19 protein-coding genes are annotated in these 24,264 nt (G+C 50.8%); all 19 read left to right on the top strand.

Going from position 1 to position 24,264, the window contains the following annotated elements; genetic code table 11:
* Positions 1 to 2 precede the first annotated feature (2 nt).
* Positions 3 to 1,094, top strand: a complete 1,092-nt coding sequence (locus BUB81_RS01150; RefSeq protein ID WP_245819110.1) for a tetratricopeptide repeat protein — start codon at positions 3 to 5, stop codon at positions 1,092 to 1,094.
* A complete protein-coding gene (locus tag BUB81_RS01145) occupies positions 1,091 to 2,899 on the top strand; it encodes a GspE/PulE family protein (RefSeq protein WP_073316982.1) in 1,809 nt (602 codons plus the stop codon). Before BUB81_RS01150 ends, BUB81_RS01145 begins: the two co-directional genes overlap by 4 nt.
* Positions 2,892 to 4,118: a type II secretion system F family protein gene (locus BUB81_RS01140; RefSeq protein ID WP_073316981.1), complete on the top strand. Its 1,227-nt coding sequence runs from the start codon at positions 2,892 to 2,894 to the stop codon at positions 4,116 to 4,118. Before BUB81_RS01145 ends, BUB81_RS01140 begins: the two co-directional genes overlap by 8 nt.
* Position 4,119: 1 nt before the next feature.
* A complete protein-coding gene (locus tag BUB81_RS01135) occupies positions 4,120 to 4,629 on the top strand; it encodes a hypothetical protein (protein WP_073316979.1) in 510 nt (169 codons plus the stop codon).
* A 30-nt stretch (positions 4,630 to 4,659) separates the two neighbouring features.
* Entirely contained in the window at positions 4,660 to 5,298 is a 639-nt protein-coding gene (locus BUB81_RS01130) for a prepilin-type N-terminal cleavage/methylation domain-containing protein (protein WP_175555752.1), read from the top strand.
* Between the two features lie 67 nt (positions 5,299 to 5,365).
* Positions 5,366 to 5,872 (top strand): prepilin-type N-terminal cleavage/methylation domain-containing protein, encoded by a 507-nt coding sequence (locus BUB81_RS01125; RefSeq protein WP_073316974.1) that lies wholly within the window; start codon positions 5,366 to 5,368, stop codon positions 5,870 to 5,872.
* A 17-nt stretch (positions 5,873 to 5,889) separates the two neighbouring features.
* Complete coding sequence (locus BUB81_RS01120) at positions 5,890 to 6,453, top strand: type IV pilin protein (RefSeq protein WP_073316970.1); 564 nt, start codon at positions 5,890 to 5,892, stop codon at positions 6,451 to 6,453.
* Positions 6,443 to 7,024 (top strand): type IV pilus modification PilV family protein, encoded by a 582-nt coding sequence (locus BUB81_RS01115; RefSeq protein ID WP_073316967.1) that lies wholly within the window; start codon positions 6,443 to 6,445, stop codon positions 7,022 to 7,024. The genes BUB81_RS01120 and BUB81_RS01115 overlap by 11 nt, the downstream gene beginning before the upstream one ends.
* Positions 7,024 to 7,866, top strand: coding sequence for a PilW family protein (locus BUB81_RS01110; RefSeq protein WP_073316964.1), 843 nt, complete (start codon positions 7,024 to 7,026; stop codon positions 7,864 to 7,866). Before BUB81_RS01115 ends, BUB81_RS01110 begins: the two co-directional genes overlap by 1 nt.
* On the top strand, positions 7,856 to 8,281 hold the full coding sequence (locus BUB81_RS01105; protein WP_073316960.1) for a hypothetical protein: 426 nt from the start codon (positions 7,856 to 7,858) through the stop codon (positions 8,279 to 8,281). The genes BUB81_RS01110 and BUB81_RS01105 overlap by 11 nt, the downstream gene beginning before the upstream one ends.
* A gap of 77 nt (positions 8,282 to 8,358) precedes the next feature.
* A complete protein-coding gene (locus BUB81_RS01100) occupies positions 8,359 to 13,407 on the top strand; it encodes a laminin G domain-containing protein (RefSeq protein ID WP_139241467.1) in 5,049 nt (1,682 codons plus the stop codon).
* Between the two features lie 271 nt (positions 13,408 to 13,678).
* The gene (locus tag BUB81_RS01095; protein WP_073316955.1) at positions 13,679 to 14,722 is read left to right on the top strand and encodes a rod shape-determining protein; all 1,044 of its coding nucleotides are present in this window, start codon (positions 13,679 to 13,681) and stop codon (positions 14,720 to 14,722) included.
* Positions 14,723 to 14,760: 38 nt separating this feature from the next.
* Positions 14,761 to 15,627, top strand: coding sequence for a rod shape-determining protein MreC (mreC, locus tag BUB81_RS01090; RefSeq protein ID WP_073316950.1), 867 nt, complete (start codon positions 14,761 to 14,763; stop codon positions 15,625 to 15,627).
* Positions 15,623 to 16,099 carry a rod shape-determining protein MreD gene (gene mreD / locus BUB81_RS01085; protein ID WP_073318582.1) on the top strand — a complete coding sequence of 159 codons (477 nt, stop codon included), beginning with the start codon at positions 15,623 to 15,625 and terminating at the stop codon, positions 16,097 to 16,099. The genes mreC and mreD overlap by 5 nt, the downstream gene beginning before the upstream one ends.
* Entirely contained in the window at positions 16,099 to 16,677 is a 579-nt protein-coding gene (locus tag BUB81_RS01080) for a Maf family protein (protein WP_073316949.1), read from the top strand. The genes mreD and BUB81_RS01080 overlap by 1 nt, the downstream gene beginning before the upstream one ends.
* Positions 16,674 to 18,140 carry a ribonuclease G gene (gene rng / locus BUB81_RS01075; RefSeq protein WP_073316948.1) on the top strand — a complete coding sequence of 489 codons (1,467 nt, stop codon included), beginning with the start codon at positions 16,674 to 16,676 and terminating at the stop codon, positions 18,138 to 18,140. The genes BUB81_RS01080 and rng overlap by 4 nt, the downstream gene beginning before the upstream one ends.
* Positions 18,137 to 22,015, top strand: coding sequence for a YhdP family protein (locus BUB81_RS01070; protein WP_073316947.1), 3,879 nt, complete (start codon positions 18,137 to 18,139; stop codon positions 22,013 to 22,015). Before rng ends, BUB81_RS01070 begins: the two co-directional genes overlap by 4 nt.
* On the top strand, positions 21,999 to 22,835 hold the full coding sequence (locus BUB81_RS01065; RefSeq protein ID WP_073316946.1) for a carbon-nitrogen hydrolase family protein: 837 nt from the start codon (positions 21,999 to 22,001) through the stop codon (positions 22,833 to 22,835). The genes BUB81_RS01070 and BUB81_RS01065 overlap by 17 nt, the downstream gene beginning before the upstream one ends.
* Positions 22,819 to 24,261 carry a metalloprotease TldD gene (gene tldD / locus BUB81_RS01060; RefSeq protein ID WP_073316936.1) on the top strand — a complete coding sequence of 481 codons (1,443 nt, stop codon included), beginning with the start codon at positions 22,819 to 22,821 and terminating at the stop codon, positions 24,259 to 24,261. The genes BUB81_RS01065 and tldD overlap by 17 nt, the downstream gene beginning before the upstream one ends.
* Positions 24,262 to 24,264: the final 3 nt, after the last annotated feature.

Here is a 24,264-nt window from a genome sequence, read left to right as displayed (position 1 = left end):
TCGTGAATAAAATGCTCAATGATCTGGAGCAACGCGAATCCAGCGAAGTCACGCAGGCCAATTATCAGCCGCCTGCGAAAAAGCCCGTGCCTGTTCGTTTGTTAATTATTATTCTGGTTGGCGCAATTGCCATCGGAGCCGCGTTGTTCTGGCCGGTTGAGTCCAGTCAGCCTGTTGTTCAATCTCCTGTGGTGCAGCCCATTAATCAGGCGGTCAACAATCAGGCGGCCAACAACAATAGCGCGGCAGTTGCGCAGCCTCAGGCTGTCCCCGCAGCGCAAGACAGCTCCTCACCCGTCGAACCTTCAAGGCTAAACCCAGTGCCTACCCCGGCGCAAAGCATGCAAGCAGCTAATAATGCACCTGCTGAATTACCAGATCCACGTCAGGCAGCGTCTCCGACGCAAACAGACGCAGTGCAGGCATCTGCTCAACAGGGTGAGATCACAGCGCCGCCCGAGAGTACCAAAATTCAGCCGGCAAAGCCCGCTGTGCCTGTGATCCGCAGCAGCACCGACCCAAATAAAATGGCATTGAAAGCACAAATCGCGGATGCCATTGAACGCAATAACAGCAATGAGGCCATCCGTCTGTTGCGCACGTTAATTTTACAACAGCCCGACAATATCAACGCAAAGAAACGCCTTGCGGCGCTGTATTTCAGTGAAGGGCGTAGTGAAGATGCTCAGCGATTACTGCAGGATACCCTGTCGCAAACACCTGCCGACAGTAGTGTCCGATTAATGTACGCGCGCTTAATGGCGCAAAAAAATGAACAGGAACTGGCGTACTACACACTCAAAGAGGCCGATGATTATCCTCCTGCGAATATAGAGCTGCTTGGATTCAGAGCGTCAATAGCCCAGCAGATGGGAAAACTCGATGCGGCGTTAAGCGATTATGCGCTGTTGGTTAGTCTTGATGCGCGTAACGCGAAATGGTGGCTCGGGCAAGCGGTTGTTGCCGACAAGCAAGGAGAGCGCAAACTGGCAATAGAAAGTTATCGTGAAGCGTATGCTCTGCAGAGCCTGGATGCCAATATCCAGCGCTTTATTGCCCAACGCCTGCAATCGCTGACGGGGGTTGCGCCATGAGTGTAAAAGTACGTCTGGGTGATCTGCTGGTTCAAAACGGCTTAATTGACGAACCCCAATTGATGGCGGCGCTGGCTGAACAGCGTCAAACCGGCCGCAAACTGGGGGCCACCCTGATTGCCATGGAACTGGTAACAGAACAGCAATTGCTGGAACTGTTGTCGACCCACTTGAATGTGCCACTTATCGATATAGACCAGTTTAACGTTAACCCTGCCGCAGTGAAATTGCTGCCAGAAGTTCAGGCTCGTCGGTATCGCGCCATTGTGCTGGAAGACAAAGGGGAATCATTGCTGGTAGGCATGAGTGACCCGGCTGACCTGACCGCTGTGGATAACCTTGGCGATCTGCTGCCAAAACGACTTGAAATTGCCGTAGTCAGTGAAGCGCAACTGTTTAATGCATACGACAGCTTTTATCGTCGGACCGATGAAATCGCCTCGTTTGCTCAGGAGCTGGCCAATGAGTACCGCGATGAAGAAGAGTTCGAATTAACAGCCGGTCTTGCCGATGAACAAGACACCGCCGTTGCGCGTCTGTTGCAGTCTATTTTTGAAGACGCAGTACAGGCAAAAGCCTCGGACATTCATATAGAGCCCGACGAGCAGCAACTGCGCATTCGCCAACGTGTAGACGGCATTTTGCAGGAAACTGTCATTCCGGAGCGCAATATCGCTGCGGCACTGGTATTGCGCCTCAAGCTGATGGCTGGTCTGGATATTTCAGAAAAGCGTTTACCTCAGGATGGTCGAACTCAGGTGAGGGTTAAAGGACACCGTATTGATGTGCGTTTGTCTACCATGCCGGTTCAGTCAGGTGAGGCCGTGGTCATGCGTTTGCTCGATCAGTCTGCGGGTTTGTTAACGCTCGACGAAACCGGCATGCCTAAGCCATTGCTGGATCGGATTCGCATCCTGTTGCAGCGACCACACGGCATGATTCTGGTTACTGGTCCAACGGGGTCAGGTAAAACAACCACGCTATACGGTGCGTTGAGTGAACTGAACAAGCCGCAACGTAAGATTATTACCGTAGAAGACCCGGTGGAATATCGCTTACCAAGGGTCAATCAGGTGCAGGTAAACAGCCGCATCGGACTTAACTTCTCAAGTGTGCTGCGCACCACCCTTCGTCAGGACCCCGACATCATCATGGTGGGTGAGATGCGCGATCAGGAAACCGTGGAAATTGGTTTGCGTGGTGCATTAACTGGTCACCTTGTGTTATCAACGCTGCACACCAACGATGCCGTGTCCAGCGCAATACGTTTACTGGATATGGGCGCGCCGGGTTATCTGGTAGCCAGTTCACTGAGAGGGATCATTGCTCAGCGTTTGGTGAGGCGTATTTGTGATAACTGCGAAACTCAGTATACCCCTACCCACGATGAATTATTCTGGCTGAGCCATATCGACCCCAATGTCGAGAACGTGGTATTTAAGCGCGGCGCAGGCTGTCAGAAGTGTAATCAGTCAGGCTACAGAGGCCGGATAGGTGTGTTTGAACTACTTGAACTTACTGACCCCATGATGGACGCACTGAAGTCAGCAGATACCGCCGCTTTTAGCACGCATGCGACTAATAGCCCCGGGTATAAACCGTTATCTCATGTGGCCTTAACCTATGCAAAAATGGGCCATACCACGGTTGAGGAAGTGCTCAAGCTGGTGGAAATGGTCGCAGAAATTCCCAAAACTGAGCAGGATGACGAGCAATCTGAGGCAGCGCCAACCCTGCAGCAGAATGCGCCTAATCAGGGTAAACCTGACGGCGGCCTGAGTCTGGAGGATATTCCGGATGCCTAGGTTTGAATACAAAGGGCGTGAAAGCAATGGTGAAATGCGTAGCGGCATGATTGACGCCATTGATGCGAATGCGGCGGCTAAAATGTTGTTAGCGCGCAGTGTTACGCCCATTTCTATTCATCCTGCTGCCGGTGGCGACGGCGAAGCTGCTGTTGAGACGGTGAACTTCCTGACTCCAAAAGTGACGCTGGATGAACTGGTGATTTTTTCCCGGCAAATGTATTCACTCACACACGCCGGCATTCCTATTTTGCGTGCAGTAAGCAGTCTGGCGGAGTCGACGAATTCACTCCGTCTGAAACTGGCACTCACCGATATTATTAGCTTGCTTGAGCGGGGGCGAACACTGTCGTCGGCAATGCACCAGCACGAGAAAATATTTTCTAAACTCTATGTATCGGTAATCCACGTGGGTGAAAACACCGGTAGATTAGATGAGTCATTCTTGCAGCTTGCCGGTTACCTGGAACGCGAGCAGGAGACCCGGCGACAAATCAAAGCCGCTACCCGCTACCCGATTTTTGTGGTGTTTGCACTGGTCGCTGCGTTGGTGATCATGAATGTATTCGTTATTCCGAAGTTTGCCGATATGTTCAGTAAGTTTGGCGCTGAATTGCCCATTATGACGCGGTTTCTGCTGGGTATGTCAGACTTCTTCGTCAATCAATGGCTGTTCCTGGTCGGCGGCGTGGTATTCATCATTGCGGCCGTGCGCCACTATTTGAGTACACCAGACGGGTTGTTGAACTGGGATAGGCGAAAATTGCGTATGCCTATCATTGGAAAGGTACTGGAGCGCTCATTGTTGGCGCGGTTTTGTCGCAGTTTTTCAATGATGCTGCAAGCCGGTTTACCCCTCACTACCGCTCTGAACCTGGTGGCTGAAGCGGTGGGGAACCGCCATATGGAGTTGCGCATTATTACTATGCGGCAAAGTATTGAAAAAGGGGAAAACCTGTCGCGTGTTGCTCAGGCAAGCGGATTGTTTACGCCTATGGTGTTACAAATGGTCAACGTTGGCGAAGAAACAGGGCGGGTCGATGAACTGCTGGCTGAAGTCGCCGGATTTTATGAACGGGAAGTCGACTATGATTTAAATAGTCTGACAGCGAAAATTGAGCCCATTTTGATTGGTATTGTAGCGGGTATGGTTCTGGTGCTGGCATTAGGTATATTTACACCTATGTGGGACATGATGAGCGCCATTAAGGGTAACTAAGGTGAAGCCAAGAGAAGAAGCCGATGACAATTTACGCCGGGTGATGATTAACCTGGTGGTTATTGCGGTGTTCACCATTTTGATGGGGACGGCGATTGTTTACATGTATGACGCCGAGCCCGACATTGAAGCCGAATTAATGGACGGCTATGCACGCCAGTTTGCTGGCAGTGCAACTAATGCACACTGGCAATGGCAGGCAGAGGGGCGGCCGGAAATGATTATGCTGGTGCACTACGATGGCAATGGTAAGGAAGTCGGGCGACGCCCGGTGCGAATGGCGCATTTTGGCTGGCCAAAGGTCGAGCCCAATTCAGAGGGGTGTACCCGGGTGTGGGAGCAACTGCTGAATATGCCGGCAAGAGTAGAAGGATTCAGAGTGCTTGGTGAGTACTATGCGAGCGATAACGACGACGCAAAAGTACCCAATGCGCGATGTCGGTTCCGGGTAAGTACCGGCCCGTTTTTTGATTACAGTATTTACACTGGCGTGGTTACCCGGGGCGAATGAGTCACGGGCAATAAAGGTTAGGAGATGAGAATGACAAACCGAAAGGCTGGAATAGCTACACCGCGAGGTTTTGCAACTACGCAAGGCTTTACCCTGATTGAGTTGGTAATTGTGGTGGTTCTGCTGGGTTTACTGGCTGCAGTGGCTATCCCCCGATTCCTCGATGTCACTGAACAGGCAGAAGATGCCACGGTTGAGGGCGTCGCCGGTGGCTTTGCTACCGGGGTGGGTTTGGTTCGGGCGGAATGGGAACTGGAAGCCCGCCCGCAGGAAAATCAAGCCACCAACCAGACCTTTGTTACGTTGGACGGCATTTTAGTCGCTATCGACAAGAACACCGGGTATCCAACCGGACAATTAAACAACGACGGGAGTACAGAAGACGACAGTATGACGAATCTGGACTGCGAGAGCATTTTCAATCTGATCATGCAAAGCGCACCAACCATCACGTCTGACTGGGCTAACCGACCGTTCGACAGATTCCGTTATTTTACGACTGCCAGCAATGGCACGGGGTCTGGTGGCAATGATTTGTGTTTTTATTATCTGAGTAAATCAGTGCAAAACCAATCGGTACAACCCACTGATGACACCACGGGGGACGGATTTATTTACGACCCGCGTATTGGTCAGGTGGTTGTGTTTAATAACATTTCGTCTAATTAACGGGTTTATACCTGTACTGTAGACTAAACTTGTGAATAATAGCGTTATCCATTTAAGGGGAATTAACATGCAGCAACGTGGTTTTACGTTAATCGAATTGATCATTGTGATCGTTATTCTTGGTATTCTTGCAGTCACAGCTGCACCTCGGTTTATTGATTTCCAGGGTGATGCCCGGGCGTCAACTGTAGAAGGTTTGCGAGGTGCGCTTTTAGGCGGTGCACAGCTTGTATATGCAAAATCAGCTATTGCTGGTGAGCAGGGAAATCCAACTGGTACTGCAAATAATGGTGCGCAGGTAACGCTAAACAACGTTGCAGTGGAAACGCATTACGGGTACCCGGAAGCAGAGCAAATGACCTTTGCAAACCTTGCAGGTTGGACTGATATCACCGATGCCGACTGGGATATAACCCTAAGTACTGACACTGGTGGCCCAAGCACAGGGTCGACAGCATTTACGCCTGAGGGCGTGGCTTACTCGACAACAGCAACAGCAGCTTGTTACGCCCTGTACACAGAAGCAACGGCCAATACTGCCGCCACTGTTACTTCTGTCACAACAGGCTGTTAAGCTGTATCTAACTGTCCATGCAGCATGGCATAACATCACTTCGCGGTAATCGTTTTAATTCGGGGTTCAGCTTAATTGAACTAATTACCGTGGTAGTGCTGATTGGCGTGCTGTCTGTCATTGCGGCAACGCGGTTTCAGTCTCGTGATGGGTACGTGGAATACGCTTATCAGGACAGACTGATCACAGCCCTGCGAAATATGCAAACCCGCGCGATGCAAGACACACGCAGCGGGTTTTGTTTTCGTATTAATCTGGCTTATGGTACCGCAAGCGCCTATGGCCCGCCTTCGTTGGATTATTCGCCGGGAAATGGCGCTGCCACTTGTGGCAGCAACATCAACAGCAGCGCACCCGCATTTTTAGCGGTACAGGCGCCGGAGTTATCCGATGAATCGGTTGTGCTCAGCAGCCGGGATGGCAACTTTACTAACTTCTCTTATCTGGCATTTGACTCCCTTGGCCGTCCATTGAACGGTGCAGCCAACTGCAATACAGGTACGCCTTGCCGCGTGACACTGACTGGCGAGTCCAGTGTGGATGTGTGTATTGAAAGTCAGGGGTACGTACATGCGTGCTAACGTCCGTGGCTTTACCCTGATTGAATTGATTATCGGTATCGTGGTGTTCACCATCATTATGCTGGTTATCATTGGTGTTATAGGTCCGCAATCTCGCCTCAGTATTGAGCCAATCTGGCAAATTCGCGCCAGTGAATTAGCGCAGTCTTTGTTAACGGAAATTAATGCCAAGTCGTTTGACGAGCAATCCGATCATTCCGGTGGCAACACACGTTGCAACGAAGGACAAAGCTGCACTGCGTCCGGGTCTTTGGGGCCAGACAGCGGCGAGAGTCGAGACAGTTACGACGATGTCGACGATTATCATGGATTGGATCAGCGTGATGGTAATATTCTGAACGTACAAGGTCAGGCAATGCTGAATAATGGCGAAAGCTTGTACCAGGGATTTCGAGCGCAGGTCTCGGTGTATTACGACAGTAATGAAGACGGCATTAATGACGACGATGCCGACCAGAACGGTGTGCCTGATACTGGCACGCTGGTGGCGAACGTGAAACGGATCACGATTACGGTAACCACGCCAGGCGGGGAGCCTCTGACTTTTGCCAGCTATCGGTGGAATTTCTGATGCGTAAGAGTCAGGGATTCTCGTTAATCGAGCTGATCACCGTTATTGTTATTCTGGGCATTGCCAGTGCCGGGATCGCCAGTTTTGTGCGTGGTTCCATGCAAACTTATATCGATGTCAGTACCCGGGAGCAATTGGTGACGGAAAGTCGCTTTGCTATTGAGCGATTAAAACGGGAGATTGCGAATGCCGTGCCAAACAGCGTACGCATTACCGGCAATACCAGTTACCACTGCTTGGAATTCGTACCCATAAACTGGGCGACTGTGTACACACGCCTTCCCGAACCCGGTAATCTCGAGATGGACGTGGTGGCGCTGCACGATATCAATAACGTGCCTTACACGCTGCCCACGGGCGACAACTTTGCCGTTGTTTACCCTACTCGTAGTGAAGATATCTATGACGCTTCGCGTAACCGTCGGGTAAACGTAACGGCGTGTACCGATGATGGTGACGGCGACTGCAGTACGCTGGACGACAGCGACGATATTGTGCAGCTGTCGGTTACCGGGCAGTTTGCGCAGAGCTCGCCGGCATCGAGAGTCTATTTAGTCGACCGGGCGGTGAGCTTTTGTGTGTATCAAAATGCACTCATTCGCTACGAGAACGACATCATTAACAATCAGCTTGGCGCGTTCCCTGGCTTACCCGTGATTGCGGAGCACGTTGTCAATGTGTTGTCGGCGAATCCGGCAAACAACCCGAGCGAAGACGACCCATTCAGAATTATTTCTACCCGGTTACAAAGCAACGCTATTGTTGAAGTAAGATTGCGTTTTTCTGACAACGGCGAGCAAATTGCTTATCAACAGGAGATCCACGTTGCCAATGTGCCATAGTAAAAAACAGCGCGGCAGTATGTTAGTGATCACCTTGTTTGTCATTTTGGTGCTGGCTTTTCTTGGAATTACCATGATCAATTTGTTATCCGGCACTAGTCAATCAGTGATTTATGAAGTGTTAGGGGCGCGCGCTAAATTCGCTGCCCAGAGCGGGTTACAACGCATTGCCGCTTCTGCATTTCCGCTTAACTCGCCGGTCGCAGCATGTAATGCCACCGTAAGTAGCAGTGCTGGTTTACCGCAGGGGGATGGATTGGAAAACTGTCAGTACCAGGCGGCCTGCACAACAACGGCTATTACAAAGCAAAACCAGCAATACAACTATTACCGGTTTGTGAGCACAGGCGTCTGTCAGGCCGGTGACATATGGGTCAGCCGGACACTGGAAATGGATGCGTTTGAAGAACAATAGTCTGGTATGCCTGTCTGTACCGTATATAGCCATATCGTGTACTAAAATATACAGATACCAGTATGAGGGTGTGAGTGTTGAAACAGTGGATTAAACAGGTTTTGTCGTTAGTTGCGGTCGTTTTTCCCGCCGCGGCCCATGCTGTTTCTTGTCAGTCGGTTTTCCCCGATCCTGCTGCCTCGCATTCTGCGTCTGGTTATATCCAGTTTCAACCTCAAAGCCGCCTGATAGGCAGTGACGGTACCCTTGATGTAGCCAGTATGCTGGACAACAGCGGTGGCACCAGCTGTGATTCTGTTGCATGTCAAATATCGGGCAATGCCAGCGGGGCATTGTCGCTTCCGTCTTATCAATATTCCTCCAGTGCAACCGATGTCAGAGTCAATGATTATTCAAGCAGCACCTTGCAGGCAGGAGATTATCGCACTGTGACGGTAGGCAATGGTGGCGCTTTAACTACCAATAGCAGTGCTCAGCCGTTCAGAATTAAATCCCTGAATGTGAACTTTAATGCCACCCTTACGTTGTCTGGCGGCGAGTATTGGATTGAACAACTCACATTGGGTCAGAATGCCCGAATAGACATTGCCAACAACGCCAGCGTGGTGATTTATACCCGGGCTATGTCTACCAATATCAACAACCCCATCAATGCGAATGGTCAGCCATCGCAGTTGGCGATTATTTCTGAAGGGTATGTCAGCATTGGACAATACTCGCAGGTAAAAGGGTTCATATACAGTGCTAGCAGCGTGACCTATAACACCGATATCACCCATACCGGTGCTTCCAATGCTCAGCAGATAATTTTGCACGACCGTAGCGTTGTAACTTACGACGAAGCTGCTTTATCGACGTTGGAAACTGACGGACTTTGCACGAAAACTGTGACTTTGCCCACCGCCGTCGCCCACTGGACACTGAATGTCTGTGCGCTAACCAACGCCAATGGCGAGGTGGTGGACAGTATCGCCGGGAACAATGGCCGGTCGGTAAACTCACCGAGTATCGACAGCAATGGACAATATTGTCAGGCCGCTTATTTCCGTGGGGACGAAGACTACTTGTTTCTGCCACACAGCAATAACTACGCTATTGCCGAAGGGGCCATTTCGTTCTGGATGAATACCGATAATCTGGCATATTTTAATTCCACCCAGGAAGGGGGGATGTCGCTGTTCTCCAAAGACGAAAGGTTCATTGGTTCAGGGGGGCAGGTGTCGATGTGGGTCACCAACAGCGGCGCCATCAAGGTCAATCAGCAGTCGTCCAGCACCACTTATCAATTGAATACGTCGCCGGTCATTATTGAAGGGCAATGGCATCACGTAGTCTACACCTTTGGCCCGGCAGGGATGCAGGTGTACGTAGATAATAATCTGGTGGGCAGCAACAGTAGCTATACCTCAGGCTGGCAAAGCAACAATAAACCGTTATTGGTGGCCGCTAATGCCAGTCAGCACGACCCGCAGAATACATCGTATTCAGATCTCGGTGATTTTTATCAGGGACGTATAGACGATATTCGTTTGTACAATCAGCAGTTATCAGCGCAACAAATCGCGCTGCTAAACGCGGAGTCTGAAGAAAGCTGTGTTAGCTGTGGATCCAACGCGACACTGGTTTCGCATTGGAAAATGGACGTGTGCAGTTTGTCTGGTACTGCGGGCGAAGTCGTCGATGTGGTAAGTGGCTACAATGGGCGCTCAATAAACGGTGCTTCAGCCATTATCAATGGACGTTTATGCCAGGCGTCGGGGTTTGATGGTGGCAATCAGCACATCAATATCGACCATGGTTCAGGGTTACAGCTTTCATCCGGTACACTAACCATGTGGTTCAAAGTGTCTGATTTAGATCATAACCGGGATAGCTATGGAAATAGCCTTCAGGCGCTTTTCTCGAAAGACTCCAGCGGCCGGGATTTTGGCGGGCAGTTCACTTTACTGGTGGACCAGGATGGCAAGCTGATATTTCGGCAAGAAACACAGTATCAATCTTACGAAATTTATACCGGTAGTGTTATTGACGAACGGGAGCAATGGTATCACCTGGCATACACTTGGGGCTCTGGCGGAATGAACGTTTACCTGGATGGTGTATACCTGGGCGGTTTTTTTCAGTCGGGATTTAGCTGGCGAAATAATCAGGAACCCATCATTTTAGGCGCAAATGCCGGTGCTTCCGGTAACTATCAGTCCAACTCCTGGGAGCTGAGAGACTTTTTACGTGGAGAAATTGACGACGTCAGAATATACGCAGGTGAACTGACCACTGCCGATGTACAGGCGCTTTATACGGCCTCAAACTACGCCTGTCCCACCTGTGCCGGCACAGGACCAAGACTACACTATAAGTTCGAAGAATTAGCCTGGCCGACGTTTAACACAGTGCTGGATTCAACCACAAATCTGAATAACGGCACGCCAATGGGGCGTGTGCAGCCCGTTGAACCGTCTAACGATATCTCGTGTCGAGCCCTGGATGTGCCATATAACACCAATACTTATCAGGATGCGGTGAACACTAACCTGGATCTCAATCAGGTAGGCGACCGAGGCACAATTACGTTCTGGTACCGCAGCGACCAGCCCTGGATTGGGGGGGGAAACCGACAACTATTTGATGCGTCAAATCGGTATTTCTTCTACATGTCATTGTCGAATAACGGTGAACTAGGCTTTGGTATGGAAGACGCCAGCGGTAACAATATGGATGTTATTACTCAACAGTTAGGCTATGGAGCCAACGAATGGGTGAACATCGCGCTGACATGGAATATGCCCGGCGAAGATATCGATTTGTACGTGAATGGCAGCCGGGTATTTATGTATGGTCGGTGGAATCTGACCAACCCGGCGTTAGGTGATTTAACCAGTATGAAGATTGGCGACAATTCTTCATCTAATTTTGTTGGTTATATGACCGACAACTCCGCAAATGGTCAGTTTGATGACGTGCGAATTTATGACTATGAACAATCCAGGCAGCAAATTCGCGACGATATGGACGATGTCGAGCGCTGTTTCTCGGTCCATCACTACGAAGTTACGCATCCTACCCAATCTCTTACCTGTAGTGCCGCCAGTGTAACTCTTAAAGCCTGTGCAAACGCCAGCTGTTCTGAGCTGGTGAGTGATCCTGTTAGCGTGAATTTGCCTGCTGGCAGTTGGTCTTCCTCTAACCCTGTAACGTTTACAGGATCTACAACGCTTAGCCTGGCAGAAACCACGGCCAGCCAGTACAATATCACGGTCAGTGCAGCAGACCAGGCTTCAGCACCGGACAATGCTACGCAGTGTACGAGCAACTGTGTGATTAATTTTGTGAATAGCGGTTTTGAGTTCTTTGACACCGCGAATCCTTATCAAACAACGTTGCCCGCCATTGTGGCTGAATCTGATTTGGGACGAGTGGGTCTGAGGGCCGTTCAGTCGAATGCCGGGGTTTGTCAGGCGCTTCTGATCGGGCAACAGTCGGTAACCCTGGGGTATGACTGTGTCTCGCCGGGCAACGCGTCCTATTCGCCTGATCAATGTTCTGTGCCGTTTGCCGGGGTCCCCGTCAGCGGCAATGGTCTCGGAGAAAACAGTGCACCGGTAAAGTTGACCTTCGACAGCAATGGGGAAACCAGTCTCGCCGGCAGAACTTATGCCGATGCAGGTCGATTAACGATTACGGCCACGGCAAACATCAACAACACCACTATTGAGTCGGGCAGTAGTCAGCTCGACAGTATTCCAGCACAGTTGCAAGCCAGCACTAATGCCAGTGCTGTGTCTGCAGCGGGAACCGGGCATACGTTATCCATTACGGCGCTTGGCGCGAATGGCAGTCCATTACCCGGCTATCAGCCTGGTGATCTGCAAATGGCCGTTACCCGTCAGGCACCCGCATCAGCCTCAGCGAGCGAAGGACAGTATTACGTTAGTGCAAATCAATCTGTGAGCAGTAGCGCTACTCAGAGCTGGCAATCTGTCAGCGTGCCGGCATTTAGCGTAGGGGCTTATTCATATTCTGAAGCCTATATGAGCGAAGTGGGTACTTACCAATTTGATCTGCAGGACAATGGGTATTTAGGACAGACGATTACCGCTACTGGGGTCAGTCTGGGGCGTTATACCCCCGCGTATTTCGATGTCGTTGCGGCAACTACCCCGCAAATTGAACCGAGTTGTAGTGCGGCGTTTACCTACCTTGGTCAGTCTTTTGCATTTGCAGCCGGAGCAGAACCTGCCCTGCAAATAACGGCCTACAATGCTAAAGGACAAGTCACAGCTAACTATTCCGATGCGTTATGGGCCCTGTCTCCTTCAGCAAGTTCACTGAGTGATATGTATTTTACCGATAACAGCGGTTATTCGGGAACTCTGAATACACTTAACGCTGGCTCTACTCCGGTGATCACCGACAGTGCCGATTACGACGGTGATGCTGTGATGACGGTGTACGACACCAGCCTTGAATACAGCAAGATCAGAACCCCGGCGACCGGTGCGGGTAACGGCTCGCCGTTTACCGCCGATGTCGACATTATTGTTGGCAGCAGTGTGCTTACTGACACCGACGGCATATGCTATCAATCCAGTTATCCAAACGGGTGTGAAAGCTTTACCATCGCTTCTGTTCAGGGCAGCGAAATGCGCTACGGCAGATTGCGCTTGGAAAACAGCTTTGGCCCGGAAACTGAAACACTGCGTTTACCGGTCATTGCTGAATACTTCAACAATGGAAACTGGCTGGTGAATACCGACGACAGTTGCACTGCAGTTGCTTTCACCCAAAGCAGTGGGCAAATCACGCTTGAAAATACCTCTACCGGCAATGATGAACAGGATTTAACAGGCTTACTGTCGGGCATTGCAGGAAGTGGCACCCTCACAAATGGCGAAAGCGCAAATGGTGTTATTGCGGTAGGCCCGGCTATGTCCAACGGTGTAGCCGTACGCGGTTCAGTGCGCATTAGACTGGACCCGGCTGCGCCAGGGGCTAATTGGGCGAATCACCTGAATATAGACTGGGACGGCGACGGCGACATCGATGCAGATGACAGTCCGTCGGCAGACTTATTCTTCGGCATCTACCGTGGCAACGACCGTACAATTCATATGCGCGAAGGCTTTTAATCCGGAAGTTTCGCGCTTACTCCTACGTATTTTCTCTTTCTGAGCAAGCTTCAATCGAAGAAATGAGAGCAAGACGCACTTAAAATGAACAAAAACCGTACTTTCATGGTCAACAACGCTTAAGATATTTTTTCTTTAATGGGGGCAGTTTACTTGCTCAAAATAGCCCCCATTGTTAAAGTGTGCGCAACGTTATCAGTTTACGTCTGACCGCCGTCTTCCCGCACCTTACGGTGTTAATTCAGGCGTATATTACAGGAAATACCACTACATGTTTAAGAAGCTGCGAGGCATGTTCTCTAACGATCTGTCCATCGACCTCGGAACAGCCAATACGCTGATCTATGTAAAGGATCAGGGGATCGTACTGAACGAACCTTCCGTTGTTGCCATTCGCCAGGAGCGAGCCGCAGGACCAAAAAGTGTCGCTGCCGTGGGCGCGGAAGCAAAACGTATGCTTGGTCGGACACCAGGTAACATCCGGGCTATCCGCCCAATGAAAGACGGTGTGATTGCCGACTTCTACGTTACCGAAAAAATGTTACAGCATTTTATCAAGCAAGTTCACGACAATAACTTTTTACGTCCCAGCCCTCGTGTGCTGGTATGTGTACCTTGTGGTTCAACCCAGGTTGAACGCCGGGCAATTAAAGAATCTGCGCTGGGCGCAGGTGCTCGCGAGGTATATTTGATCGACGAACCAATGGCAGCTGCAATTGGTGCCGGTTTGCCGGTATCGGAAGCAACCGGCTCCATGGTTGTTGATATCGGTGGTGGTACTACCGAAGTGGCAATTATCTCATTGAATGGCGTGGTGTATTCATCGTCAGTTCGCATTGGTGGTGATAAATTCGACGAAGCCATTATTAACTACATTCGCCGAAACTTCGGTTCATTGATTGGTGAAGCTACGGCTGAGCGCATTAAGCATGAAATCGGTGCAGCGTATCCGGGCGAAGAAGTTCGTGAAATCGAAGTGCGTGGTCGTAACCTGGCTGAAGGTGTGCCGCGTGGCTTTATTCTGAACTCCAATGAAATTCTGGAAGCCCTGCAAGAGCCGCTGACCGGTATCGTGTCTGCGGTAATGGTTGCACTGGAACAATCTCCACCAGAGTTGGCATCAGACATTTCAGAGCGCGGTATGGTACTCACCGGTGGTGGTGCATTGCTGAAAGATTTGGATCGCTTGTTAATGGAAGAAACCGGTATTCCGGTGGTCATTGCTGACGATCCGTTAACCTGCGTGGCACGTGGCGGGGGTAAAGCCTTCGACATGATTGACATGCACGGCGGCGACCTGTTTAGTTACGAATAAACGAACAAGGCAACCTCCACAGGTTGCCTTGCTGTTTTATGGATACCATATTTACCCGCGGTCCCTCACTGAATAACCGGCTGGCATTGGCGTTAACCATGTCGGTGGTTTTGATGTTTCTGGACTTCAGGCTCGACGCTTTTTCCTCTTCCCGCGTTTTTCTGAACTCGCTGATGAGCCCAATCCAGTACCTGGCGAATCTGCCGGGTCAATTACTCGATGTCAGCGCTCAGCGTTTAACCTCTCGTCAGGCTCTCATTGCCGAAAATGAGCAACTGACTAACCGTTTATTATTGATGAGTGAAAAACTCCAACGATTTGAAGTCCTGGAACGCGAAAATGCGCAGTTGCGCAGGCTGCTTGACGCGCCGGTAAGGCAAGACATGCGCAAAATGGTGGCGGAGCTGATGGCGGTAGACAATACCCCTTACAGTCAGCAAATCGTGATTAATAAAGGTGCTATCGACGGCGTGTTTTTAGGGCAGGCTATTCTGGACGAGCGCGGTATTGTGGGACAGGTCATGGAGGTCGGGACGACCAACAGCCGGGTATTGCTAATCAGCGATGTCACGCACTCTATTCCGGTACGCTCAGTGCGAAACAATGCACGATTTATTGCCAGCGGTGGTGGAGTTATTGACGAATTGTTCCTGGAGCACGTTGCGCACAGTACCGATGTGGAAGTAGGCGATGTATTGGTATCGTCCGGATTAGGTGATGTGTTTCCGGAGGGGTATCCCGTGGCAGAAGTGACTGAAGTGGTGCGCGACGAATCGCGTCCGTTTGCACAGGTAACGGTGTTGCCGCTGGCACGTTTGAACCGGCTGAAATACCTACTGATACTGTGGCCAAATGGTGTAGAAAACGAAGAGGATAGCAGCGCAGTGGAGAAGGCCAGTGATTAAGGTTCGCCACTACACTATTGCTATTAGCATTATTATTGCCATGGTGTGCCAGATTATTCCGGTGCCGATTCAGGTGGATATGTACCGTCCTGACTGGGTGCTCATCGTACTGGCCTACTGGGTAATGGCTTTGCCGCATCGGGCCAATGTGGGCGTGGCATTTATTAGCGGCCTGGCAATGGATATTCTGCTGGGCACGGCGTTAGGTGTACACAGTTTTGCTTTGAGCGTGTCTATTTACGTGTTGGCGGCAAATTACCAGCGCCTTCGAAATTACTCGGTTTGGCAACAGGCTGTGATCATTGGCGTAGTAAGCGGGCTGTACCATTCACTGCTATTTTGGTTATTGAGACTGCTCACCGATGTCACATTCCGGTTTGAGGAACTTTGGCCGGTGTTAACGTCAATGGCTCTGTGGCCCTGGATGTTCTGGCTACTGCGAAAAATAAGACGTCAGCTAAGGATTACCTGATGCAAACTAGAACCTTAATGCTTGCGTCGGCCTCGCCCCGACGCGCCGAACTATTGAGCCAGATTGGGGTCGAATTTATTCAGCAGCCCGTGGATTTGGACGAATCAGCCTTGACCAATGAGCCGCCAAAAGCACAGGTGTTGCGTTTAGCCGCGGAAAAAGCCAATGCAGCCTGGCTGCAAGTCGAAGGGACAGCGCAAGTGGTACTGGCTTCAGACACCATGGTGGTGCTGGATAATCAGGCGCTGGGCAAGCCCCGTAATGCAGAGCACGCGCGTAGCATGTTGCAATCCCTGAGTGGCCGGCAGCATGAGGTCATGACCTCTGTCAGTGTCAGAGATGCAACCCGTCAAAAGACACTGTGCGTGGTCACGCAAGTCGTATTCGGTCCTTTAACCGCGGTGCAAATCGACGATTACTGGGCCACGGGTGAACCAGTAGATAAAGCAGGCGCCTACGGTATTCAAGGAATTGGCGGGCAATTTGTTAAGTCAATCAACGGAAGTTATAGTGCGGTAGTAGGGTTGCCATTATATGAAACCGTACAATTGCTCAAAGAATTTGAGGTGATGTCATGAGTGCAGAATTATTGATTAACGTTACGCCGTCGGAGTCGCGGGTGGCGCTAATTGAAAATGGTATTCTGCAGGAAGTTCATGTTGAACGCCATACCAAGCGCGGGCTGGTGGGCAATATCTATCGCGGTAAAGTAAGCCGGGTGTTGCCTGGTATGCAGGCTGCATTTGTAGATATCGGACTAGAGAAAGCCGCGTTTTTGCATGCCTCAGATATCGTGATCCACAACGAAGTGGTAGGCGAAGTCTCTACCAGCCATATTGAAAAGCACGATATCCGTGATTTGGTCCGTGATGGGCAGGATATCGTAGTACAAGTCGTCAAGGATCCCATTGGAACCAAAGGCGCCAGGCTCACTACCGACATTACTATTCCGTCTCGTTATCTGGTCTTTATGCCCAGCGTGACCCACGTGGGTGTGTCTCAGCGCATCGAGGATGAAGCTGAGCGCGAGCGCCTAAAAGAGCTGGTTTCCGCGTTTTGTGATGAAGACGGCGGCTTTATACTCCGTACTGCGGCAGAAGGGGTGAGTCACCCTGAAGTGGCAGCAGATGCTGACTTTCTGCGCCGTTTGTGGAGCAAAATTCAGCAGCGCCTTAAGCGCCGTAAGTCTCATGTCCTGTACGAAGATTTGCCATTAGCTCGACGCGTGTTACGTGATTTCGTCGGCACTGAACTGGACCGTATTCGAATCGACTCCAAGCTGTCTTATCAGGAACTGTCGCAGTTCACCAAAGAATATGTGCCAGAGATGAACCGCAAGCTGGAGTATTACCCGGGCGACCGGCCTATCTTCGATTTGTACGACGTTGAAAACGAAGTGCAGCGCGCATTGGAGCGCAGGGTAGATCTTAAATCAGGTGGTTATCTGATCATCGACCAAACCGAAGCCATGACCACCATTGATATTAATACCGGGGCGTTTGTAGGCCATCGCAACCTGGAAGAGACCATCTTTAATACCAATGTGGAAGCGACTCAGGCTATCGCTCGTCAACTCAGATTGCGCAATCTGGGCGGGATGATCCTGATCGATTTTATCGACATGACGGACAACGATCACAAACGCCGGGTGCTGAATAGCCTGGAAACCGCCATGGCCAAAGACCGGGCTAAAGTGAATATTCACGGCTTTACGTCGTTGGGTCTGGTAGAAATGACGCGTAAGCGCACCCGTGAAAGCCTTGAGCATATTTTGTGTGGTGAATGCCCGGTGTGTAAAGGGCGCGGCTCCGTGAAAACGCTGGAAACCATCTGCTTTGAAATCATGCGTGAAATTGTGCGGGTCAACCGCGCCTACGACGCAGACAAGTTCGTTGTGTATGCGTCTCCCTCCGTGGCGGACTACTTGTTGGGAGAGGAATCTCACATGTTGGCAGAACTGGAAGTCTTTGTTTCAAAACAAATCAAAGTACAAACTGAAACAATGTACAACCAGGATAAGTACGATGTGGTAATGATGTGAACCGCGTCCTGTCTGTTTCCGCCTATCTTGTAAGGAAACTTTGGCTGTTATGCGCCATTGTACTGGTGCTGTTTGCTGTTTTGCTGAGTGTACTGCGTTACACCCTTCCCTATCTCGATGAAGAAAAGCATCTCATCGAGGATTACCTGAGCGCCCAATACGGCATCAATCTCACCATCGACAGTCTTTCCGCCGCCTGGCAGGGCACCGGCCCAAGTATTGTACTTAACGGCGTTGAGTTCACTCAGAACGACCTGTCACCGGTTGAACTGCGCGTCCAGCAAGTTTACGTAGAAGTGGATTTCTGGCAATCCATTCAGCAACGGGAGCTGTCATCCAAACGCTTTGATTTGGTGGGATTGGCAGCCAAAATTGATACCCAGCGCATGGAGTCCGGTGATGCCGGAGACTTCCCGATTGTTGAGGCTTTGCGCAGCCTGTTTTTAGATCAGTTGCAGAGCTTTTCGCTGCTGCACGGCGAGGTCAGGCTGGTCACAGCAAACGACGAACAAGTGGTCGAGCTTTCGCAGCTGGTGTGGGTTAACCGTGACGAGCGACACCAGGGACGCGGAGAAATTCGGGTTCAGGAGCTGGCGAACAACTCGGCGTCCTTCATACTCGATTTGTATGGCGATAAATCCTCACTGCAGGGCACCTTATACGCTAAGGGTGAAGCGCTGGACATTTCTCCATGGGTAAGCGCATTGTTACCCACGCGTTCGCCAGTTGAAGAAAGCCGCGGTAATTTTGAATTTTGGGCATCACTAAACGACAATCAGGTGACAGCGGTACAGGTTGACTTTGATGACAGCGATATTGCCTGGCGTATTGCTGAGGATGCGTCACTGCAAAGCCATATTCGCGGCGGCACTGTGCAGGCCGTCCCGGTCGATGACGGCTGGTCGATTCGGGTTGACCAACTGGTGCTGCAGTCCGGTAAACACACGCTGGTTACCGACCTGGTTGGCAAAGCCGACAATAACGGCAACGTGTTGATCAATACCGTGAAACCACTGACGTTGTCGCCATTGTTGTCGCTGGCACCGCTGTTTATTAGTGGTGACGGAGGTTCGCTAATCAACCGACTTCAGCCTGAAGCTGAGCTGGCCACATTGCAATTACAATGGCAGGACAAACAGTTTTCTGCCGCTGCCAAGGTATTTGATATGCAGTGGCAGCAAAGTGGACACGTACCCGGGCTCAATGCGCTGGATGCAGAGTTTTTCTGGTATCAGGACCACGGCGTACTGGAGCTTGATGCAGCAGATGTGGCCTTCTCCGTAGATAATTTACTGCCGCAGGACATAGATCTGGCGTCGGTGAAAGGGCGGGCTTATCTTTTTGCCGATAACAACAAAGACTGGCAGTTGTGGATAGACAAACTGGCCGTCGATGGCGAATTAGTGAGTTTCGAGCAGTCATTGCGCTACCAGTTTGCCAACAAACATTTATCTACCGTACTGAATGTCAGCAAAATGCCGCTCAGCAAAGTACCACAGTTATTCCCGGCTGATTATATGGGTAAAGGTACGGTTAGCTATCTGAATCGCGCCTTTAGCGGAGCCGGAGAAGTAGAACAGGCCACAGTGATATGGCATGGAGCGGTAGATGCTTTCCCGTTCAGGCAAAATGAGGGCATCTTTCAGGCTCAGGTTGCTATTAAAGACGCTGAATTTACGTTTTCGCGCCAGTGGCCCGCACTCACTGAATTAAGCATGGACTTGCTGTTCGAAAACGAGTCGCTCTACATGAGCAGTGACTCAAGCCAATTGCAAGCCATTCAACTGAGCAACCTGCAGGCGAAAATTCCCCGACTGGCCGGTTCGTCGGTATTGTCTATAGATGCTAACGGCGTAGGTACCGGCGAAGCCGTTGGAAAATTGATGCAGGCCTCCAGCATGCAAGACTCCCTGGGCAAAGTATTGACCCGGGATGTAGTGGTAGATGGTCCTCTGAGCGCTCGCTTGCATCTGGATATCCCGTTAAACGGCGAACAGGTGTCGGCGTCTGGTGTTGCAACCCTGAATAATAATCAGGTGACAGTAACAAGCCTGGATCTGGTGTTTGCAAACGTGCAAGGCGATATAGCGTTCGACAATGCCAATATTTCTTTGGAAGGGGTAACGGCAGACTTAACTGACCAACCTGTTACTATTCAGCTTACGGGCAGCCAGTTGAGCGATGAATACCTGCTGGATATGCATCTGGCCGGCAACTGGGCCACGCAACCCTTGATTGAGCGATTTAATCCCGCTTTTAACGCTTACCTCTCCGGGCGCAGTAACTGGCAAACCGATGTATCGGTTTCCCTCAAAAAAGACGGGTTCCAGTATCACGCCACCTTAAACAGTGATTTGCATGGCGTAGACTCTCGCCTGCCATTGCCGTTTAATAAATTATCGACCGATTTGATGCCACTGATGGTGCTGGCTGACGGTAACGAACAAGCGACCAATGTCAGTGTGAACATTGGCAGTGACGTGCGATTTAACGGTGTCCTCCCCCATGCTGAGAAACAGTTTTCCCGCGCGCATTTGGCGTTAGGCGACAGCGACTTTGTCGGGCTGGGCGTCGGCTTCAGTATCTCAGCCGATCTGGAAAAGGTGGAAGTCGCCGATTGGTACAAGGCCATTGAATTGTTGGTAGGCGGTTTTTCGCCGTCTTCGGACGAGGGGCAAACTGCACGCAAACCGTACTTCTCTGTGCCCGAACGCATTTTTATTGAAGCGGAAAATCTGGTGGTGTTCGACCAGACACTAACAGGTGTCGATATCACCGCAAAGCAGCAAAACAACAACTGGCTGCTGGATGTCTCTTCGTCACAAGCAAAAGCAGAAGTAAGACTTTATGACGCCTGGCTGGAGCAGGGTATAGATATAAACGCCGACTTTATTCGCCTGACAGAGTGGCAAGGTAAAAACACAGAAGAGACCGTTAAGCACAACTATAAACCCGCAGATTTGCCGCCCATTCGTTTTCATTGTGGTAACTGTGTGCTCCTCGACAAAGACTTTGGTGAAGTCGATGTTGAGGTGGTCAGGCTCGATGATGGTATGCGGATCAAGCAGTTAAGTGCCAAGAATACTTACGGCGCCATTCAGGCATCAGGTGCTTGGTTGACTCAGGGCAATGCCGAGAGCACCCGTATTGAAGGTAAAGTTAACAGCCGGGATGTGGGGGCCTTTCTGTCTTTGATGGGGGTAAATTCCGGCATCAAGGATTCAGCTGCCGATGTGACCTTTATTCTTGACTGGCAGGACTCACCGTTTAACTTTTCAATGGCATCGCTGAACGGCAATATTGAAACCCAGCTAACCGATGGTTATCTCACGCAGGTAAGCGACAAAGGCTCGCGGATTTTTACCTTGTTTAGCCTAAACTCACTGGTGCGTAAACTGAGTCTTGATTTTCGGGATGTGTTTGCTAAAGGGTTCTTTTACGACGACATTCAGGGTAGCTTCCAAATTGTCGACGGGGTGGCCAATACCAATGACACCGTCGTTGATGGCGGCGCCGGCGAAATCGAAATTACCGGTTATACCAATCTGGCTGAGCAGACCCTGAATTACAATGTCAGTTTTGCGCCAAACGTCACGGGTAACCTGCCGTTTTTAGTCTATTTTATGGTGAATCCGCCCACCGCATTGGCGGCGCTGGCATTAGATCAGGTATTGACCTCGGCGAAAGTGATCTCTAATGTTAATTATCATATCACTGGCACAATTGACGAGCCGGTGTTAGAGGAAGTTGGCCGCGACAGCAAAGATATTGCACTGCCAGCTCAGCAGGTGCCTGCCGAGCAGCAAGCGCCCACACCAACAGAATCTGATTCCCCGGCCATCGTACCCAAGGACATCAATGACGCAGACAGTTAATCTTGTTGCGCTGCAAATGACATCCGGCCCGGATGTAACGGAAAATTTAGACGTTGTGGCGACACAACTTGCTCAAGCCAGCTTGCCTGCAAACAGTCTGGTGGTACTGCCGGAGTGTTTTGCCTGTTTTGGTACCCGTGACGGACACTTACTGACGGTAGCTGAGTCGGAAGGAAAAGGCCCGATTCAGGCGCGGTTGAAGGCGCTGGCCAAAGAGTTCAACTGTTACATTGTGAGTGGCACGCTGCCCATACAATGTGACAATCCGCAAAAGTTTACCGCGTCCAGTTTGCTTATTAGCCCGGAAGGCGAGCTGTTGGCGCATTATCAGAAAATTCATTTGTTTGATGTGTCGGTAGCAGACAATACCCGTTCGTATCTGGAGTCCAAATACACACAAGCGGGCACGCAGGTAGTCGTGGCAGATACGCCAATTGGCCGCATTGGTATGGCAGTGTGTTACGACGTGCGTTTCCCCGGCTTATTCGATGCGATGGACGAGATTGACATTCTGGTGCTGCCTGCTGCGTTCACGCAGGTCACTGGCGCTGCGCACTGGCATACCCTGTTGGGAGCCAGAGCCGTAGAGAAACAGTGCTTCGTGGTGGCGGCTAACCAAACCGGCGTGCATCAAAACGGCCGGGAAACTTACGGGCACAGCCTTATTTTGTCGCCATGGGGCGAGCTTCTGGCACAACGTGCTACAATGCCAGGAGTAGTTCAGCAATCCGTGTCACTGGCCGAACTGGGTAAATATCGCCAGTCTATGCCACTGTCACAACACAATCGATTCAGGAGTCATTTTGACAAATCAAGTTGAAACGCATTTACTCGGTGATTCGGGACTGACCCGACAAAGCCTGGATTCAGCGCTGGCGTCTATTTACACGCATCAAACCGACTATGCCGATTTGTATTTTCAGTCCAGCCAGCACGAAAGCTGGGTGATGGAAGACGGCATCATTAAAGAAGGCAGTTTTAACGTTGAGCGCGGTGTTGGTGTGCGGGCGATTAGCGGTGAAAAAACCGGTTTTGCCTATTCAGATGAAATCAGCCAGGACGCTATTTTAAAAGCCTGTGGCGCGGCGCGAAGCATTGCGCCACAAGGTGGTACATTGAAAGTGGCGGCGTTAAACGACGTGGCAACCACGTCCCGCTATGCCAGCGATAACCCGATTCAGGCTATGGCTGAGGCAGAAAAAATTGCCCTGCTCAAAGCCGTCGATGCCTATATTCGTCAACAAGACACCAACATTAGCCAGGTCGTTGTCTCGCTGAGTGGTGTGTATGAAGAAGTACTGATCGCAGGCAGTGACGGTACCTTTGCAACCGATATTCGCCCACTTGTGCGTTTAAACTGCTCGGTATTGCTGGAAAAAGGCGACCGCAGAGAGCGCGGCAGTGCCGGGGCGGGTGGTCGTCATACTTATTCCTTCTTCACTCAACAGGAAGACGGTAGACCTTATTATGAAAAACTGGCCGATGAAGCACTTCACATGGCCAGAGTGAATATGGAAGCCATTGCTTCACCTGCCGGCTTAATGCCGGTGGTGTTAGGCAATGGTTGGCCAGGTGTACTGCTACACGAAGCGGTGGGACACGGTCTGGAAGGTGACTTTAACCGCAAAGGCGCGTCTACGTTTAGTGGTCGCATGGGTAAACAGGTTGCTGCGAAAGGCGTTACTGTTGTTGATGATGGCACGCTGGATAATCGTCGTGGTTCTCTGACTGTCGATGACGAAGGCACCCCAACTGCACATAACGTGTTAATTGAAGACGGTATCCTGACTGGCTACATGCAAGACAAAATGAATGCGCGCCTGATGGGGGTTAAACCTACCGGTAACGGGCGTCGCGAATCCTATGCGCATTTACCTATGCCGCGTATGACCAACACCTACATGTTAGGGGGCCAATACAGCCCGGAAGAGATCATTGCTACCATCGATAAAGGCATTTATGCACCTAACTTTGCCGGCGGTCAGGTCGACATTACCTCGGGTAAATTTGTGTTCTCCAGTGCCGAAGCCTATTTGATTGAAAATGGCAAAATAACCGCACCCATCAAAGGCGCTACGCTGATAGGTAATGGCCCTGAAGTCATGCAGAAAATCTCAATGATTGGCAACGACGTCGCGCTTGATCGCGGTGTTGGTGTGTGTGGTAAGGATGGGCAGAGCGTGCCGGTTGGCGTTGGGCAACCGACACTGAAAATTGATGAATTAACAGTGGGCGGCACGTCTTAACGT

The organism is Marisediminitalea aggregata, from assembly GCF_900129565.1.
Lineage (GTDB): Bacteria > Pseudomonadota > Gammaproteobacteria > Enterobacterales > Alteromonadaceae > Alteromonas > Alteromonas aggregata.
Note: the sequence above shows the minus strand (reverse complement) of the source record. Positions and strands in the feature narration are given on the sequence as shown.

What these genes read in the sequence shown, in the direction of transcription:
- BUB81_RS01145 (WP_073316982.1), top strand. Translation starts at nt 1,091, where the DNA reads ATGAGTGTAAAAGTACGTCTGGGTGATCTGCTGGTTCAAAACGGCTTA.
- BUB81_RS01140 (WP_073316981.1), top strand. Translation starts at nt 2,892, where the DNA reads ATGCCTAGGTTTGAATACAAAGGGCGTGAAAGCAATGGTGAAATGCGT.
- BUB81_RS01130 (WP_175555752.1), top strand. Translation starts at nt 4,660, where the DNA reads ATGACAAACCGAAAGGCTGGAATAGCTACACCGCGAGGTTTTGCAACT.
- BUB81_RS01125 (WP_073316974.1), top strand. Translation starts at nt 5,366, where the DNA reads ATGCAGCAACGTGGTTTTACGTTAATCGAATTGATCATTGTGATCGTT.
- BUB81_RS01120 (WP_073316970.1), top strand. Translation starts at nt 5,890, where the DNA reads ATGCAGCATGGCATAACATCACTTCGCGGTAATCGTTTTAATTCGGGG.
- BUB81_RS01115 (WP_073316967.1), top strand. Translation starts at nt 6,443, where the DNA reads ATGCGTGCTAACGTCCGTGGCTTTACCCTGATTGAATTGATTATCGGT.
- BUB81_RS01110 (WP_073316964.1), top strand. Translation starts at nt 7,024, where the DNA reads ATGCGTAAGAGTCAGGGATTCTCGTTAATCGAGCTGATCACCGTTATT.
- BUB81_RS01105 (WP_073316960.1), top strand. Translation starts at nt 7,856, where the DNA reads ATGTGCCATAGTAAAAAACAGCGCGGCAGTATGTTAGTGATCACCTTG.
- BUB81_RS01095 (WP_073316955.1), top strand. Translation starts at nt 13,679, where the DNA reads ATGTTTAAGAAGCTGCGAGGCATGTTCTCTAACGATCTGTCCATCGAC.
- mreC (WP_073316950.1), top strand. Translation starts at nt 14,761, where the DNA reads ATGGATACCATATTTACCCGCGGTCCCTCACTGAATAACCGGCTGGCA.
- BUB81_RS01080 (WP_073316949.1), top strand. Translation starts at nt 16,099, where the DNA reads ATGCAAACTAGAACCTTAATGCTTGCGTCGGCCTCGCCCCGACGCGCC.
- rng (WP_073316948.1), top strand. Translation starts at nt 16,674, where the DNA reads ATGAGTGCAGAATTATTGATTAACGTTACGCCGTCGGAGTCGCGGGTG.
- BUB81_RS01065 (WP_073316946.1), top strand. Translation starts at nt 21,999, where the DNA reads ATGACGCAGACAGTTAATCTTGTTGCGCTGCAAATGACATCCGGCCCG.